The organism is Streptomyces sp. NPDC005774 (assembly GCF_042871645.1).
Lineage (GTDB): Bacteria > Actinomycetota > Actinomycetes > Streptomycetales > Streptomycetaceae > Streptomyces > Streptomyces pratens.
The window spans coordinates 16767-30437 of the sequence record NZ_JBIAIV010000009.1 but is presented as its reverse complement, the minus strand read 5'-3'; the positions used below and the strand labels follow the sequence as shown (position 1 = coordinate 30437).

Annotated in this window: 11 protein-coding genes; 3 read left to right on the top strand and 8 right to left on the bottom strand. The window is 70.4% G+C overall.

Features of this window, described 5'->3' with window-relative positions; genetic code table 11:
- Positions 1-70 precede the first annotated feature (70 nt).
- Positions 71-2596, top strand: coding sequence for an ATP-dependent Clp protease ATP-binding subunit (locus ACFYQA_RS10980; RefSeq protein ID WP_386393511.1), 2526 nt, complete (start codon positions 71-73; stop codon positions 2594-2596).
- Between the two features lie 70 nt (positions 2597-2666).
- On the opposite strand, the gene ACFYQA_RS10975 is transcribed toward ACFYQA_RS10980, so the two are convergent.
- On the bottom strand, positions 2667-3317 hold the full coding sequence (locus ACFYQA_RS10975; protein WP_388914717.1) for an HAD family acid phosphatase: 651 nt from the start codon (positions 3315-3317) through the stop codon (positions 2667-2669).
- Positions 3318-3761: 444 nt separating this feature from the next.
- On the opposite strand from ACFYQA_RS10975, the gene ACFYQA_RS10970 reads away from it, so the two are divergent.
- Positions 3762-4496 carry a M23 family metallopeptidase gene (locus ACFYQA_RS10970; RefSeq protein ID WP_388914714.1) on the top strand — a complete coding sequence of 245 codons (735 nt, stop codon included), beginning with the start codon at positions 3762-3764 and terminating at the stop codon, positions 4494-4496.
- A gap of 52 nt (positions 4497-4548) precedes the next feature.
- On the opposite strand, the gene cseC is transcribed toward ACFYQA_RS10970, so the two are convergent.
- The 5 genes from cseC to ACFYQA_RS10945 form a co-directional block, all read right to left on the bottom strand.
- Positions 4549-6186 carry a two-component system sensor histidine kinase CseC gene (gene cseC, locus ACFYQA_RS10965; protein ID WP_388914711.1) on the bottom strand — a complete coding sequence of 546 codons (1638 nt, stop codon included), beginning with the start codon at positions 6184-6186 and terminating at the stop codon, positions 4549-4551.
- Positions 6075-6773: a two-component system response regulator CseB gene (cseB, locus tag ACFYQA_RS10960; protein WP_332429686.1), complete on the bottom strand. Its 699-nt coding sequence runs from the start codon at positions 6771-6773 to the stop codon at positions 6075-6077. Before cseB ends, cseC begins: the two co-directional genes overlap by 112 nt.
- 251 nt (positions 6774-7024) lie before the next feature.
- Complete coding sequence (locus ACFYQA_RS10955) at positions 7025-7687, bottom strand: hypothetical protein (protein WP_388914708.1); 663 nt, start codon at positions 7685-7687, stop codon at positions 7025-7027.
- Entirely contained in the window at positions 7675-8214 is a 540-nt protein-coding gene (locus ACFYQA_RS10950; RefSeq protein WP_388914705.1) for a SigE family RNA polymerase sigma factor, read from the bottom strand. The genes ACFYQA_RS10955 and ACFYQA_RS10950 overlap by 13 nt, the downstream gene beginning before the upstream one ends.
- A gap of 368 nt (positions 8215-8582) precedes the next feature.
- Positions 8583-9518: an A/G-specific adenine glycosylase gene (locus tag ACFYQA_RS10945; RefSeq protein ID WP_388914702.1), complete on the bottom strand. Its 936-nt coding sequence runs from the start codon at positions 9516-9518 to the stop codon at positions 8583-8585.
- A gap of 339 nt (positions 9519-9857) precedes the next feature.
- On the opposite strand from ACFYQA_RS10945, the gene ACFYQA_RS10940 reads away from it, so the two are divergent.
- The gene (locus tag ACFYQA_RS10940; protein ID WP_388914699.1) at positions 9858-10700 is read left to right on the top strand and encodes a hypothetical protein; all 843 of its coding nucleotides are present in this window, start codon (positions 9858-9860) and stop codon (positions 10698-10700) included.
- A 69-nt stretch (positions 10701-10769) separates the two neighbouring features.
- On the opposite strand, the gene disA is transcribed toward ACFYQA_RS10940, so the two are convergent.
- Both disA and radA read right to left on the bottom strand, forming a co-directional pair.
- Positions 10770-11894, bottom strand: a complete 1125-nt coding sequence (gene disA, locus ACFYQA_RS10935) for a DNA integrity scanning diadenylate cyclase DisA (RefSeq protein ID WP_388914696.1) — start codon at positions 11892-11894, stop codon at positions 10770-10772.
- 306 nt (positions 11895-12200) lie between these two features.
- The gene (gene radA, locus ACFYQA_RS10930) at positions 12201-13610 is read right to left on the bottom strand and encodes a DNA repair protein RadA (protein ID WP_388914693.1); all 1410 of its coding nucleotides are present in this window, start codon (positions 13608-13610) and stop codon (positions 12201-12203) included.
- Positions 13611-13671 lie beyond the last annotated feature (61 nt).

Sequence of the window (13671 nt, the reverse complement as noted above, 5' to 3'; positions counted from 1 at the left end):
GACTAAGCTGCGGAAGGACAGGGAGGGGAAGTTCCCCCCACTGCCTGACCGCTCTGAGGAGCGATTAACGATGTTCGAGAGGTTCACCGACCGCGCGCGGCGGGTTGTCGTCCTGGCTCAGGAAGAAGCCCGGATGCTCAACCACAACTACATCGGCACCGAGCACATTCTCCTGGGCCTGATCCATGAGGGTGAGGGTGTCGCCGCCAAGGCCCTTGAGAGCCTCGGGATTTCGCTCGAGGCGGTCCGTCAGCAGGTGGAGGAGATCATCGGGCAGGGCCAGCAGGCCCCGTCGGGTCACATCCCCTTCACTCCCCGTGCCAAGAAGGTCCTCGAGCTGTCGCTCCGCGAGGCGCTGCAGCTGGGTCACAACTACATCGGCACGGAGCACATCCTGCTCGGCCTGATCCGTGAGGGCGAGGGCGTCGCCGCCCAGGTCCTGGTCAAGCTGGGCGCAGATCTGAACCGGGTGCGGCAGCAGGTCATCCAGCTGCTCTCCGGTTACCAGGGCAAGGAGACCGCCACCGCCGGCGGTCCTGCCGAGGGCACCCCCTCCACGTCCCTGGTCCTCGACCAGTTCGGCCGGAACCTCACCCAGGCCGCTCGTGAGTCCAAGCTCGACCCGGTCATCGGGCGCGAGAAGGAGATCGAGCGGGTCATGCAGGTGCTGTCCCGCCGCACCAAGAACAACCCGGTGCTGATCGGTGAGCCCGGCGTCGGCAAGACCGCCGTCGTCGAGGGCCTCGCTCAGGCCATCGTCAAGGGCGAGGTGCCCGAGACCCTCAAGGACAAGCACCTCTACACCCTGGACCTCGGTGCCCTGGTCGCCGGCTCCCGCTACCGCGGTGACTTCGAGGAGCGCCTGAAGAAGGTGCTCAAGGAGATCCGCACCCGCGGCGACATCATCCTGTTCATCGACGAGCTGCACACGCTGGTCGGTGCGGGTGCCGCCGAGGGCGCCATCGACGCGGCCTCCATCCTGAAGCCGATGCTGGCCCGCGGTGAGCTGCAGACGATCGGCGCGACCACGCTGGACGAGTACCGCAAGCACCTGGAGAAGGACGCGGCCCTCGAGCGCCGTTTCCAGCCGATCCAGGTCGCCGAGCCGTCCCTGCCGCACACCATCGAGATCCTCAAGGGTCTGCGCGACCGGTACGAGGCGCACCACCGCGTCTCGATCACCGACGAGGCGCTGGTGCAGGCCGCCACCCTGGCCGACCGGTACATCTCGGACCGCTTCCTCCCGGACAAGGCGATCGACCTGATCGACGAGGCCGGCTCGAGGATGCGCATCCGCCGGATGACCGCGCCGCCGGACCTGCGCGAGTTCGACGAGAAGATCGCCGGCGTCCGCCGGGACAAGGAGTCCGCGATCGACTCGCAGGACTTCGAGAAGGCCGCCTCCCTGCGCGACAAGGAGAAGCAGCTCCTCTCTGCCAAGGCCAAGCGCGAGAAGGAGTGGAAGGCCGGCGACATGGACGTCGTCGCCGAGGTCGACGGCGACCTGATCGCCGAGGTCCTCGCGACGGCCACCGGCATCCCGGTCTTCAAGCTGACCGAGGAGGAGTCCTCGCGTCTGCTGCGCATGGAGGACGAGCTCCACAAGCGGGTCATCGGCCAGAAGGACGCCGTCAAGGCGCTGTCGAAGGCCATCCGCCGTACGCGTGCCGGTCTGAAGGACCCGAAGCGTCCCGGTGGTTCGTTCATCTTCGCCGGTCCGTCCGGTGTGGGTAAGACCGAGCTGTCCAAGGCCCTCGCCGAGTTCCTGTTCGGTGACGAGGACGCACTGATCTCCCTCGACATGTCGGAGTTCAGCGAGAAGCACACGGTCTCGCGTCTCTTCGGTTCGCCCCCCGGTTACGTGGGCTACGAGGAGGGCGGTCAGCTGACGGAGAAGGTGCGCCGCAAGCCGTTCTCGGTCGTCCTCTTCGACGAGGTCGAGAAGGCCCACCCGGACATCTTCAACTCGCTGTTGCAGATCCTGGAGGACGGTCGCCTGACCGACTCCCAGGGCCGGGTCGTGGACTTCAAGAACACGGTCATCATCATGACGACCAACCTCGGCACCCGGGACATCTCCAAGGGCTTCAACCTGGGCTTCGCCGCCGCGGGCGACAAGAAGACCAACTACGAGCGCATGAAGAACAAGGTCCAGGACGAGCTCAAGCAGCACTTCCGTCCCGAGTTCCTCAACCGTGTCGACGACGTGGTCGTGTTCCCGCAGCTGACCCAGGAGGACATCCTCGAGATCGTCGACCTGATGATCGAGAAGGTGGACGAGCGCCTCAAGGACCGGGACATGGGCATCGAGCTCTCCCAGCCCGCCAAGGAGCTCCTCTCCAAGAGGGGCTACGACCCCGTGCTGGGCGCCCGGCCGCTGCGCCGGACCATCCAGCGCGAGATCGAGGACTCGCTGTCGGAGAAGATCCTCTTCGGCGAGCTGCGCCCCGGCCACATCGTGGTCGTGGACATCGAGGGCGAGGGCGAGAGCACGATCTTCACCTTCCGTGGTGAGGAGAAGTCGGCCCTGCCCGACGTTCCGCCGATCGAGCAGGCGGCCGGCGGAGCCGGTCCGAACCTCAGCAAGGACGCGTAAGCGTCACGGCAGCCGAAAGGGGCCGGTGCCCGGGAAGGGCACCGGCCCCTTTCGGCTGCCCGGGGCCGGGTCAGGAGAGCCGGCCGTCGTAGTCCGGCAGCTTGTAGGTCTTCTCGGCGTGGCCGCCCGACAGGTCGGTGGTGTTGTTGCCGATGTTGGCGATGATCGTGTAGCCCTTCGACTCGATGTCGACGCGCTGGGCCGTCTTGTACTCGGCCACGTTCCGGAACAGGTCGAGGAAGCCGCGGACGTACAGTCCGGCGGACTCGTATCCGGCGTGGTCGAGGTTGTACTCGGTGAAGGCCTCGACGATGCCCGGCCGGGCAGTCACGAAGAACACCGAGACCCCGCGCTCCTGGGCGTACTGCGCGACCTCCAGGACCGGCTCGTTGGCCGGTGCCGGGAACTTGAATCCGAAGTCGGACTCCAGAGCGGTGTTGTCGATGTCGAGGACGATCGCCTGCTTCTCGCCCGGCCGCGGGTTCGCGATCCGCTGCGTCAGCTGCGGCAGGGCCTGGTTCATGACCGCCTGGCAGTCCCGCTGCCAGGTGTCGTAGTCGACGGCCGCGGCGGCTGCCGTAGCCGTCACGTCGGCCGTCGTGGCCGTTGCGGGGGTACCGGGGGCGGTCGCTGCCTGGGCGGGGGCGGCCAGGGCCACCAGGGCCGCGGTGGAGACGGCGGTGACCGATGCGCGGCGCAGCCAGGAGCGTCGGCTTCTCATGTGGTGGGGGTCCTCTCGGGCTCGTCACGCTGCCGATGTGTCGTGTGCATGTTCGTCTTCGAGGGTGACGCGAGGTGAACCGTAGGGTTACCAAGCGGTAGGTGGCCAGAGAGGCGCACGCCACATTTATGGAATGGCTGAACCCGCCTCTTGGTGACATGCTGCACAGCCGTTTTGTCCGTTACGAGCATGAATAGTAGCGAAACGCTGAAATGCGAAACGGATATTTGACGTAAGCCTCTGATCGATCGGCCTTAAATGGGGCTTTCGTCCGGTGCGGGCTTGATGTCAAGAGACGTCCATCTCACTCCAGAAGTACGAACTTGGGTAGTAGATCCACCTTCTTGTGGCTTTGTGGGTGAAGGGGTTACCAAGGAATGGCCACTGCGGCGGGGACCAGTTCGCCCGGTGGCTTTCCCCTGCTCCCTTCCTTACGAGGTTCAGATGTCCCAGCGCGTCACGCCCCGTTCCTTCCTCACGTCCCACCTCCGCACCCGTGCGGCCGTTCTGGCCGCCGGCATGGGAGTCACGGCCGTCGTGGGAGCCGGGATCGCGGCCGCCGCCGACACCACGGCCGCCGCCGGCAACACCGCCAAGGCCGTGCAGGCTCAGGCGAACGCCCAGGCCAAGGCTGCGGAGGCCAAGACCGTCGAGGCGAAGAAGGCCACCGAGGCGAAGAAGACCGCCGAGGCGAAGAAGGCCACCGAGGTGAAGAAGGCCGAGAAGGCCAAGAAGCCGGCTCAGCCCGCCAAGAAGAAGGCGTCCTGGGTCGACCCGGTGGAGCAGTACACGATCTCCGCGACCTACGCCCAGGCCGGCGGCATGTGGCAGTCCGCCCACAGCGGGCAGGACTTCGCGGTGCCGAACGGCACCAAGGTCATGGCCACGCACGGCGGCACGGTCGTCAAGGCGGGCGGCAACGGCGCCGGCGACGGCCCGGCCTACGGCAACGCCGTGGTCATCAACCACGGCAACGGGGCGTACTCCCAGTACGCCCACCTCTCCCAGGTGAACGTGCAGCCCGGCCAGGTCGTCAAGGCCGGCCAGAAGATCGCCCTGTCCGGCAACACCGGCAACTCCAGCGGCCCCCACCTGCACTTCGAGATCCGGACCGGCGCGAACTACGGTTCCGCGATCGACCCGGTCAAGTTCCTGCGCGGCAAGGGCGTGCAGTTCTGAGGACTCCGGTCCGGGGAAACATCCCGGCCCCGGGTCTCCTCGGCCTGCCACCCTACGGAAGCATCGGGTAACTACCCGTGTTCGTCGGTGCGTGCTCCGGCAGCCACAGCACGGCGACCGCCCCCTCGGTCGGCGAGTCCTCGGACACGCCGGCCGGCCGTATGTTGCGGAAGGTCAGCCGCGCGCCCAGGACCCGGGCCTGCCCGGCCGCGATGGTCAGGCCCAGGCCGTGACCGCGGCCGGCCCGGTCCGCGCTGCCGGTGCGAAAACGGCTCGGCCCCTCGGCGAGCAGGACCGCGGGGAAGCCGGGCCCGTGGTCGCGGACCCGGACGACCCGCCCCTCGACGGAGACCTCGATGGGCGGCCTGCCGTGCCGGGCGGCGTTGGCCAGCAGGTTGAACAGCACGCGTTCCAGGCGCCGCGGATCGGTGGTGACCTCCGACTCGCGCACCACGCGCACCGTGACGTCCGGGTCCCCAGGCCCTCCCGTCCGGATCAGGCCGGGCTCGCGGGCCCTGGCCTCGCGCCTCGCCGCGACCCGTCGGGCGACGAACTCACCCAGCAGGATGTCCTGCAGCTCGGCCCGTTCCGAGGCGCCGTCCAGCCGGGCCACCTCCAGGACGTCCTCGACCAGGGTGCGCATGGCCTTCGCCCGGTCCAGCACCAGCTCGGTCGGCCGGCCCGGCGGCAGTAGTTCGGCGGCGGTCAGCAGACCGGTGACCGGGGTGCGCAGTTCGTGCGCGATGTCGGCGGTGACCCGGCGTTCGGCCTCCAGCCGCTGGCGCAGCGCGTCCGCCATCGCGTCCACCGCGCTGGCCAGATCGTCGGTCTCGTCCCGGACGACCCCGCCGATGGCCTCCCGCACCCGGACCTCCGTCTCCCCCTTGGCAACCCGGTTGGCCGCGATCGCCGCCTTGCGCAGTCGGCGGGACAGATGCCCGCCGATCAGCACCCCGAGCGCGCTGCCGCCCAGGACGACGGCGATGGAGCCGATCACCAGGGCCTGGTCGAGGTCCTTGAGGATGTTCGAGCTGCGGTCCGTGAAGCCCGAGTGCAGGGACATGACATGGCCGTTCTTCAGCGGTACGGCCGCCCAGATGTCCGGCGTCCCGTCCGCCCGGTTCGCCACATAGGTCGCCCGCCTGCCCTCCTCGACCTTCGCCCGCAGCTCCGCCGGCAGGTCGGGGTCGTCGACCTTGGTGTTGGGGAAGTTCAGCCGCCCCGACAGCTCGTAGTTGCGCTGGGCGATCACGACGCGTTCGTCGGCGAGGTCGCGCGCGTTGTCCAGCATCGACACCCGGGCCGCGTTGTGCACGACCAGGCTCAGCGCGACCGCCACCAGCGCACCGACCAGGGCGATGGCCGCGCTGAGCTTCCATCTCAGCCCGGTGAGCACACCCGCCCGTTCGAGCCCCGCGCTCACCAGCCGCCCGAACCTGCCCCGCGCGCCGGCGCCCGCAGACGGCCCGAATCCCTCCCGGGCGCCGGCGCTCGCCGGTCTCCCGGCAGCCCCTCTCCCGAAATCCCCCTGTGTTCCCGCGCTCACCAGGCGCCCGACGTACCGCCGCATGTCCGTGCTCAGGCCTTCAGTTTGTAGCCGAAGCCGCGGACCGTCTCGATGCGGTCCTGGCCGATCTTCCCGCGCAACCGCTGCACATGGACGTCGACGACGCGGGTGTCGCCGCCCCACCCGTACTCCCACACACGTTCGAGCAGCCGGTCGCGGGAGAGGACGGTGCCCGGCGCCGAGGAGAACTCCAGCAGCAGCCGCATCTCGGTCGGTGTCAGTGCCACCGGCGTCCCGGCCCGCCGCACCTCCATGCCCACGGTGTCGATCTCCAGTTCACCGAAGGCCAGCGCGCCGGTGGGGGCCACGGCCTCCGCTTCCTCCCGGCCGCCGTTCGCCCGGGCGAAGCGGCGCAGGACCGCGCGGATGCGTGCGACCAGGACGGCTCCGTCGAACGGCTTGGTCACGTAGTCGTCGGCGCCCGCCTCCAGGCCCAGCACCACGTCGATGGCGTCCGCGCGCGCCGACAGCATGATCACCGGCACCATCGACTCGTCTCGGATGCTCCGGCACAGGCTGACGCCGTCGAGGCCGGGCACCATGACGTCGAGGAGGGCGATGTCCGGCCGGTCGGCGCGGAAAGCCTCCAGGCCCGACAGCCCGTCGGGCATCGCGGTGACCGCGAAGCCATCCCGCTCCAGGGCGAGTTGGGTGGCCTCACGGATGACGTCGTCGTCCTCGACGAACAGGACATGGGTCTGGTCTGTCATCCCGGTCTCTCAGCTCTCAGCTCTCGGTTCTCGGCTCTCGGCTTTCGGTTCTCGTACGCTCTCGGGTCGGTGGGAGCGTTCCACCCCGCCCACCGGGCAGACGCGGGAACCGCGCGGAGGGTTCATCCCCTCATCGGACCACGCGGCCCGCCGGTTCACGCCACGCGCCAGGAAACGTGGTGCGGGCCCCACCCTTCAAGGCCCCGGCCCGGGTTCCGGGCCCCTGTGTCCAGGGCCCCGGGTTCCGGATCTCAGCTGTCGGGCATAGGGGTCGGCTCCGTGCCGGACACCTTGCCGTACTCGTTGTGGGTGCGGAACTCCTCGGTGAACCGGCCGGCGGTCCAGCGGTAGGTGATCACGTTCTCGCCCGACGGACTCGACACCGGGTCGCCCCGGTCGTACACCTGCATCGTCACCACCAGGTCCCCGCGGTCGATCTCCGCGTACACGGGGGGCTCCTCGGTCTTGAACACGTTCACGTACGCACCGCCCTGGTCGCGGTACACGTACGAGCCGACGCCCACCGCGTCTCCGCAGGTCAGCACGTTGATGACGATATCGTCCGCGGTCCCGTCGGTAACGTTCCCGTAGCTCACGTCCAGGGGGTACTCGTCGGCGACGCACGGCCTCAGCAGCCGCTTGACCTCGGCCGAGACGATGGGATCGTCCTTGACCAGCCGCACAGCGTCCACCCGGCCGGCAGCCGAGACCGGCGCTTTCGAGCCGGTCTCCGTGGACGTGGGGGGACTCGCCACCGAGTCCGCGTGCGCAGGGCCCTCGTCGCGGGCGCCGGTGCCGCCCCTGCCGCAGGCGGTGAGGAAAAGGGCGAGGGCGACGAGCACGGACGTCGCCGTGGTCGCCGCCCGGGCGTTTCTCCGGACCCGCACGGGTCCCGCGTCGGTCAGGCCGCGCAACGCTCCCGCTCCTCACGCTCCAGCGCGCGTGCGTCCAGCTCGCGGGCCTCCAGCTCCTCGCGGAGCCGGGCGAGGGCCCGGTGCAGCGTGCTCTTGACCGTTCCGGCCGACATGCCGAGTGCGGCGGCCGTCTCCTCCGTGGACATCTGCTCCCAGTGTCGCAGCACCACCACGCTGCGCTGCTTCGGGGCGAGCACCTTCAGTACGTCCATCAGGAGGGCGCGGTCGGCGTGCTGTTCTGTGGCGTCGTTCACACAGGCGTCAGGGAGCTGCTCGGTGGGCACCTCCTCCAGCCTGCGGGCACGCCACCACTCGGTCCGGGTGTTGATCATGACGCGGCGAAGGTAGGCGTCGGCCAGCCGTTTGTCGGCGATCCCGTCCCAGCGGCCGTACGTCCGGGCCAGCGCGGTCTGCAGCAGGTCCTGTGCGTCGACGGGGTCGGGCACCAGACGGCGGGCGCTGCGCAGCAGCGCGTCCTGCCGGGTACGGACGTACTCCTCGAACCCGAGCACCTCGCCCTGCGCCATGGTGAACCGCCTTCCGCTCCCCGTACCGGCCCGCCCGTGCGGTCCGGTCCCCCTGCTGTGATCCGTGGTGATTGCGCCCCTGTGCGCCGTGTGCTGCGTGCGGGGCATGGGAATGAAGGTACGGAGGCGTTGTCACGGCACTGTGCGAAGCAGCCTGCGGCCTGCCCTCGGCTGTCCGTCGGTTGTGTAACGGAAGTAGGAACGAGGTAAAGCGGTAGGAGAGTTGGGGATCCTATGGGGTGATGTGTGCCGCACGGGTGGATGTGCGGGTGTGACGACACGGCCCGTACGCGGGTGAGCCCACCGGCGTCGGACCGGTGACCGGCCGGCCGGGTCGGTCCGGCCGGTCGGGTGGCCGGTCGGTCGGGTCAGGTCAGTGGCAGTCGGTAGAACCCGCCGGGCAGTGGTTCGACCAGACCGTCGGCGACCAGGCCGTCCAGTGCGCGGGCGCGCTGCACCGGCTCGTGCCACACCCGGTCCAGGGTCGCCTGCGGTACGGGACTGTGCGTTTCCCGGAGCACGGCCAGCAGCCGCCCGCGGACCTGGCGGTCCGTGCCCGCGTACGTCTGTCCCCGGCGCGGCGGGCCGTCGTGTGCCGGCTTGTCCGCGAGCCGCCAGGCGCACTGTGCGGCGATCGGGCAGCGATGGCACGACTCGTTCTTCGCCGTGCACACCAGCGCCCCCAGCTCCATGGAGGCGGCGGCCCACCGCGCGGCGGTCCGTTCATCCTCGGGCAGCAGCGCGCGGGCGAGCCGGCGCTCGGCGGCCGTGGTGGCGTTCGGCGGGTACTGGGCACCGGTCACCGCACGGGCGAACACCCGGCGCACGTTGGTGTCCAGCACGGCGTGCCGCTGCCCGTAAGCAAACGACGCCACGGCGGCGGCCGTGTACTCGCCGATGCCGGGCAGCGCCAGCAGCTGCGCGTGGTCGGCGGGTACGTCGCCCCCGTGCCGTTCCGTTATGGCGGCGGCGGCGCCGTGCAGCCGCAGGGCGCGGCGCGGGTAGCCGAGCCGGCCCCAGGCGCGGACGGCCTCACCGGGCGCCTCGGCGGCGAGGTCGGCGGGGCGCGGCCAGCGAGCCAGCCACTGCTCGTAGACCGGCAGGACCCGGTTCACCGGGGTCTGCTGGAGCATGAACTCACTGACCATCACCCCCCACGCGCCGGCCTCCGGGCGTCGCCACGGAAGATCCCGGGCGTGCTCGTCGAACCAGTCGATGACGGGGTAGTGGAGCGACGCTCCGGGAGCGTGCTCGGACGAGGGATCGGCGGTGCCGTCGGGCTGGGGCTTCGTGAGAGCAGTCATGGCCTCTCGATCCTGCCACGACCACCGGCACGAACGGGGACACCGCCACCCCCGTCGTGCCGCAATGGCGGTCGGAGCCGTGGCCAGAGCTGCAAGGGACACGATCGCGAACACGGGGTGTCGGAGTGCGGAGCTCCCGGCGGCGAGGGCCACCTCCGCGCTCCTCGGTCACGGACCGTAGGTGGAGTACCCATGTCATCACACTCCGTGACCGTCGCGTGCCGTGCCTGACCGAGAGCGGCAACAAGCAGCCGTTTCCGGGATGATGATCCGGAAAAGTTGAGTTCTCAGCGGCGGGTGGGATCAGCGAAGGCCCGGATCTCTCGTACAGTTTGCACCGTGGGATCTCTGCGCAATCCGGTCGGGCCGCTTCCCTCCTCCATCTACTGGCGCAGGAGGGCCGTACTGCTGTCCCTGCTGGGCGTGTTGGCGTTGCTGGTCACCTGGGTCGTCGTCTCCCGAGGCGGGGGCGGGGGCGGGCACGACAACGGGGCCAACGGCAAGAATCCCGCACCCTCCACCATCGCTCCGGGACCGTCGAGTTCGGGGCCGGCGATCAGTCAGGCACCGGGCGGCCGTGACGAGTCCGGTGACGAGGACTCGGGTGGCTCCTCGACCGGCACCGGCACGGGGGACGACGGGGCGAACGGCGACCCCGGTGACTCCGGCGGCGGATCGGACGGCGGCGGCGAGGGCGGCACGGGCAGCGGCTCCGAGGGCGGTACGACGGCGGGGGTCGGCGCGGGTGACGCGCTGCCGGTCGGGTCCGGGCTCCCCAACTGCACCGCGAGCGCGGTCAAGTTCAGCCTGAGCAGCGTCCGCAACTCATACGAGCCCGACGGGACGCCCACCTTCCGGCTGACCGCGCGGAACATCTCCGGAAGCGACTGCAAGGTCGATCTCGGTCCGAAGAGTGCGGTGTTGACGATCGCCCAGGCGGCCGCCGCCGACGACGACGCGTACTGGGCGTCGGACGACTGCCCCAAGGGCGCGGGGAGCCTGGTGTTCCGGGTGCCCGCGGGCGACAGCATCACGTACACCGTGAAGTGGGACCGCAAGCCGAGCGCCCCGCAGTGCGCGACGCCGCCGGCCGGGTCGGCCAAGGCGGGCACGTACCTGGTCGAGGCGAAGACACCGGGGTTCGCGAAGGTGCAGACGTCCTTCGTGCTGAAGAGCGCCTGACCGTCCCGCGCGCACCGCGTCCCGCGCGTACCGGCCTGGACGTACCGGGGCTCCCGGACGTACCGAGTCCTAGACGTACCGCTCCAGGATCGAACTCTCCGCCAGCCGCGACAGGCCCTCCCGGACGCTGCGGGCGCGGGCCTCGCCGACGCCGTCCACCGTCTGGAGGTCGTCCACGCTGGCGGCCAGCAGCTTCTGCAGGCCGCCGAAGTGCTCCACCAGGCGGTCGATGATCGCGCCGGGCAGCCTCGGCACCTTGGCGAGCAGCCGGAAGCCGCGCGGGGACACGGCCGAGTCCAGTGTCTCGGGGGAGCCGGTGTAGCCCAGGGCCCGGGCCACCGTGGGCAGATCCAGCAGTTCCGCCTGGGGGAGGCCGTTCAGGTCGTGCAGGGCCTGGTCGACCGTGCGGGAACGCTTGGCGGTGGGCTCGGGCACGTAGTCCCGCACGACCAGCTCGCGCTCCGGCTCCACACCCGCGATCAGCTCGTCCAGCTGAAGGGCGAGGAGACGACCGTCGGTGCCCAGTTCGACCACGTACTCGGCGATTTCGGTGGCGATGCGGCGCACCATCTCCAGCCGCTGCGCGACCGCCGAGACGTCCCGCACGGTCACCAGGTCCTCGATCTCCAGCGCCGACAGCGTGCCGGCGACCTCGTCGAGGCGGAGCTTGTAGCGCTCCAGCGTCGCGAGTGCCTGGTTGGCACGGGACAGGATCGCCGCCGAGTCCTCCAGGACGCGGCGGTGGCCGTCGACGTAGAGCGCGATCAGGTGCATCGACTGGGAGACCGAGACGACCGGGAAGCCGACCTGTTTGGAGACCCGGTCGGCGGTGCGGTGCCGGGTGCCGGTCTCCTCGGTCGGGATCGTCGGGTCCGGCACCAGTTGGACGCCCGCGCGCAGGATCTTCGACAGGTCGGACGACAGGACTATGCCGCCGTCGAGCTTGCACAGCTCGCGCAGCCGGGTGGCGGTGAACTCGACGTCCAGGACGAACCCGCCGCTGCACAGCGTCTCGACGGTCTTGTCGGAACCGAGCACGATGAGACCGCCGGTGTTTCCCCTCAGTACGCGCTCCAGGCCGTCACGGAGGGCGGTGCCGGGTGCCACGGCGCTCAGCGAGGCACGCATCAGGCGATCGGAACCGGCGCTCCCGCCGGACTTTCCGGGAGCTGCTGCCCGGTCGTTGGCTGCCACTGCACTCCTCCGGTCGCGATGTCTGGGCGCCCCCGTTCAGGGTGTCCCGTTCGAATCATGCCGGGCTCGCGGGGCCGGGTGCGTGCTCCCCCGAGCTCTTCGAGCTTGGAGGACCCCCAGCGGCGTGGTCGTCGGTCGCCAACGCCCCCAAGCTCTCGACGAGCTCGAGCAGGGGGGACCCCCACCGCGTTGACTTCCTCCTCCGCCTGCAGCTGCACGCACCCGGCCCCGCTCCCTGTCCGGCTGATCCAAACGGGAGATCCCCACGCACTCGGTTCGTACGGACGGGCGAGACCAGGGCAAAGTCTACCGGCGCTCCTCCTCGTCCCGTGGGGCGTCCCGGCGATGCGAACGCGGAAGGGCGCGCAGAGCATCCCCTATGTCCGCGACTTCCAGAACCTTCATCCCTGGCGGGATTTTGCCCGGATCGCCCGGCACGAGCGCGTGGGTGAAGCCCAGGCGGTGCGCTTCGGAAAGCCTGCGCTGCACGCCCGTCACCCGCCTGACCTCGCCCGCGAGCCCGACCTCGCCGATCGCGACCAGGTTCTTGGGCAACGGGGTGTCGCTCGCCGCCGACGCGAGGGCGAGCGCGATCGCCAGATCCGCCGCCGGCTCGGAGAGTTTTACTCCGCCGACCGTCGCGGAGTAGATGTCCCGCTTGCCCAAGGCGCTGATGCGCCCGCGCTGTTCCAGCACCGCGAGCATCATCGAGACACGCGAGGTCTCCAGCCCGGACGTGGTGCGACGGGGGGAGGGGATCTGCGAGTCGACGGTGAGCGCCTGCACTTCGGCGACCAGCGGGCGGCGGCCCTCCAGTGTCACCGTCAGACAGGTGCCCGGCACCGGCTCCGCACGGCGGGTAAGGAACAGCCCGCTGGGGTCGGCCAGGCCCGTGATGCCCTCGTCGTGCAGTTCGAAGCAGCCGACCTCGTCCGTGGTGCCGTAGCGGTTCTTCACGCCGCGCACCAGGCGCAGGCGCGCGTGCCGGTCGCCCTCGAAGCTCAGGACGACGTCCACCAGGTGCTCCAGCAGGCGCGGCCCCGCGATCGAGCCGTCCTTGGTGACATGGCCCACCAGGAGTGTGGCCATCCCGCGCTCCTTGGAGGCGCGGATCAGTGCGCCCGCCACCTCGCGCACCTGGGCCATGCCGCCCGGCGCGCCGTCGAGCTCCGGGGAGGCGATCGTCTGCACCGAGTCGAGGATCAGCAGGGACGGCTTCACCGCGTCCAGATGGCCGAGGACGGCGGACAGATCCGTCTCGGCGGCGAGGTACAGGTGGTCGTCGATGGCGTGGATCCGGTCGGCGCGCAGCCGGACCTGGCTCGCCGACTCCTCGCCCGTGACATAGAGCGTGCGGTGCTCGTCGCTCGCCGCCTTGGCCGCGACGTCCAGCAGGAGCGTGGACTTGCCGACGCCCGGCTCACCCGCGACGAGCACCACCGCGCCGGGGACGAGCCCGCCGCCGAGCACCCGGTCCAGCTCGGGAACACCGGTGGAGCGGGCCGTGGCCTGACGGCCGTCGACCTGGCCGATGGGTACGGCGGAGGTGGTGACCCGCCCCGGCGCTGTCGTACGGACCGCGGGCACGCCGTACTCCTCGACCGTCCCCCAGGCCTGGCACTCGGGGCAGCGGCCGAGCCACTTGGCCGTCTGCCAGCCGCACTCGGTGCAGCGGTAGGACGGTCGGTCCTTGGTGGTCTTGGTGCGGGCAGCCATGGTCGAAACGGTAGCGCCCGGCACTGACAGCCGGGCGCACAGTGCCCGGCCACCGGCCCCG

Excerpts from the sequence above, each read along its gene's own strand:
- ACFYQA_RS10970 (WP_388914714.1), top strand. The coding sequence starts at position 3,762 with ATGTCCCAGCGCGTCACGCCCCGTTCCTTCCTCACGTCCCACCTCCGC.
- ACFYQA_RS10950 (WP_388914705.1), bottom strand. The coding sequence starts at position 8,214 with ATGGCGCAGGGCGAGGTGCTCGGGTTCGAGGAGTACGTCCGTACCCGG.
- ACFYQA_RS10945 (WP_388914702.1), bottom strand. The coding sequence starts at position 9,518 with ATGACTGCTCTCACGAAGCCCCAGCCCGACGGCACCGCCGATCCCTCG.
- cseB (WP_332429686.1), bottom strand. The coding sequence starts at position 6,773 with ATGACAGACCAGACCCATGTCCTGTTCGTCGAGGACGACGACGTCATC.
- radA (WP_388914693.1), bottom strand. The coding sequence starts at position 13,610 with ATGGCTGCCCGCACCAAGACCACCAAGGACCGACCGTCCTACCGCTGC.
- ACFYQA_RS10980 (WP_386393511.1), top strand. The coding sequence starts at position 71 with ATGTTCGAGAGGTTCACCGACCGCGCGCGGCGGGTTGTCGTCCTGGCT.
- ACFYQA_RS10975 (WP_388914717.1), bottom strand. The coding sequence starts at position 3,317 with ATGAGAAGCCGACGCTCCTGGCTGCGCCGCGCATCGGTCACCGCCGTC.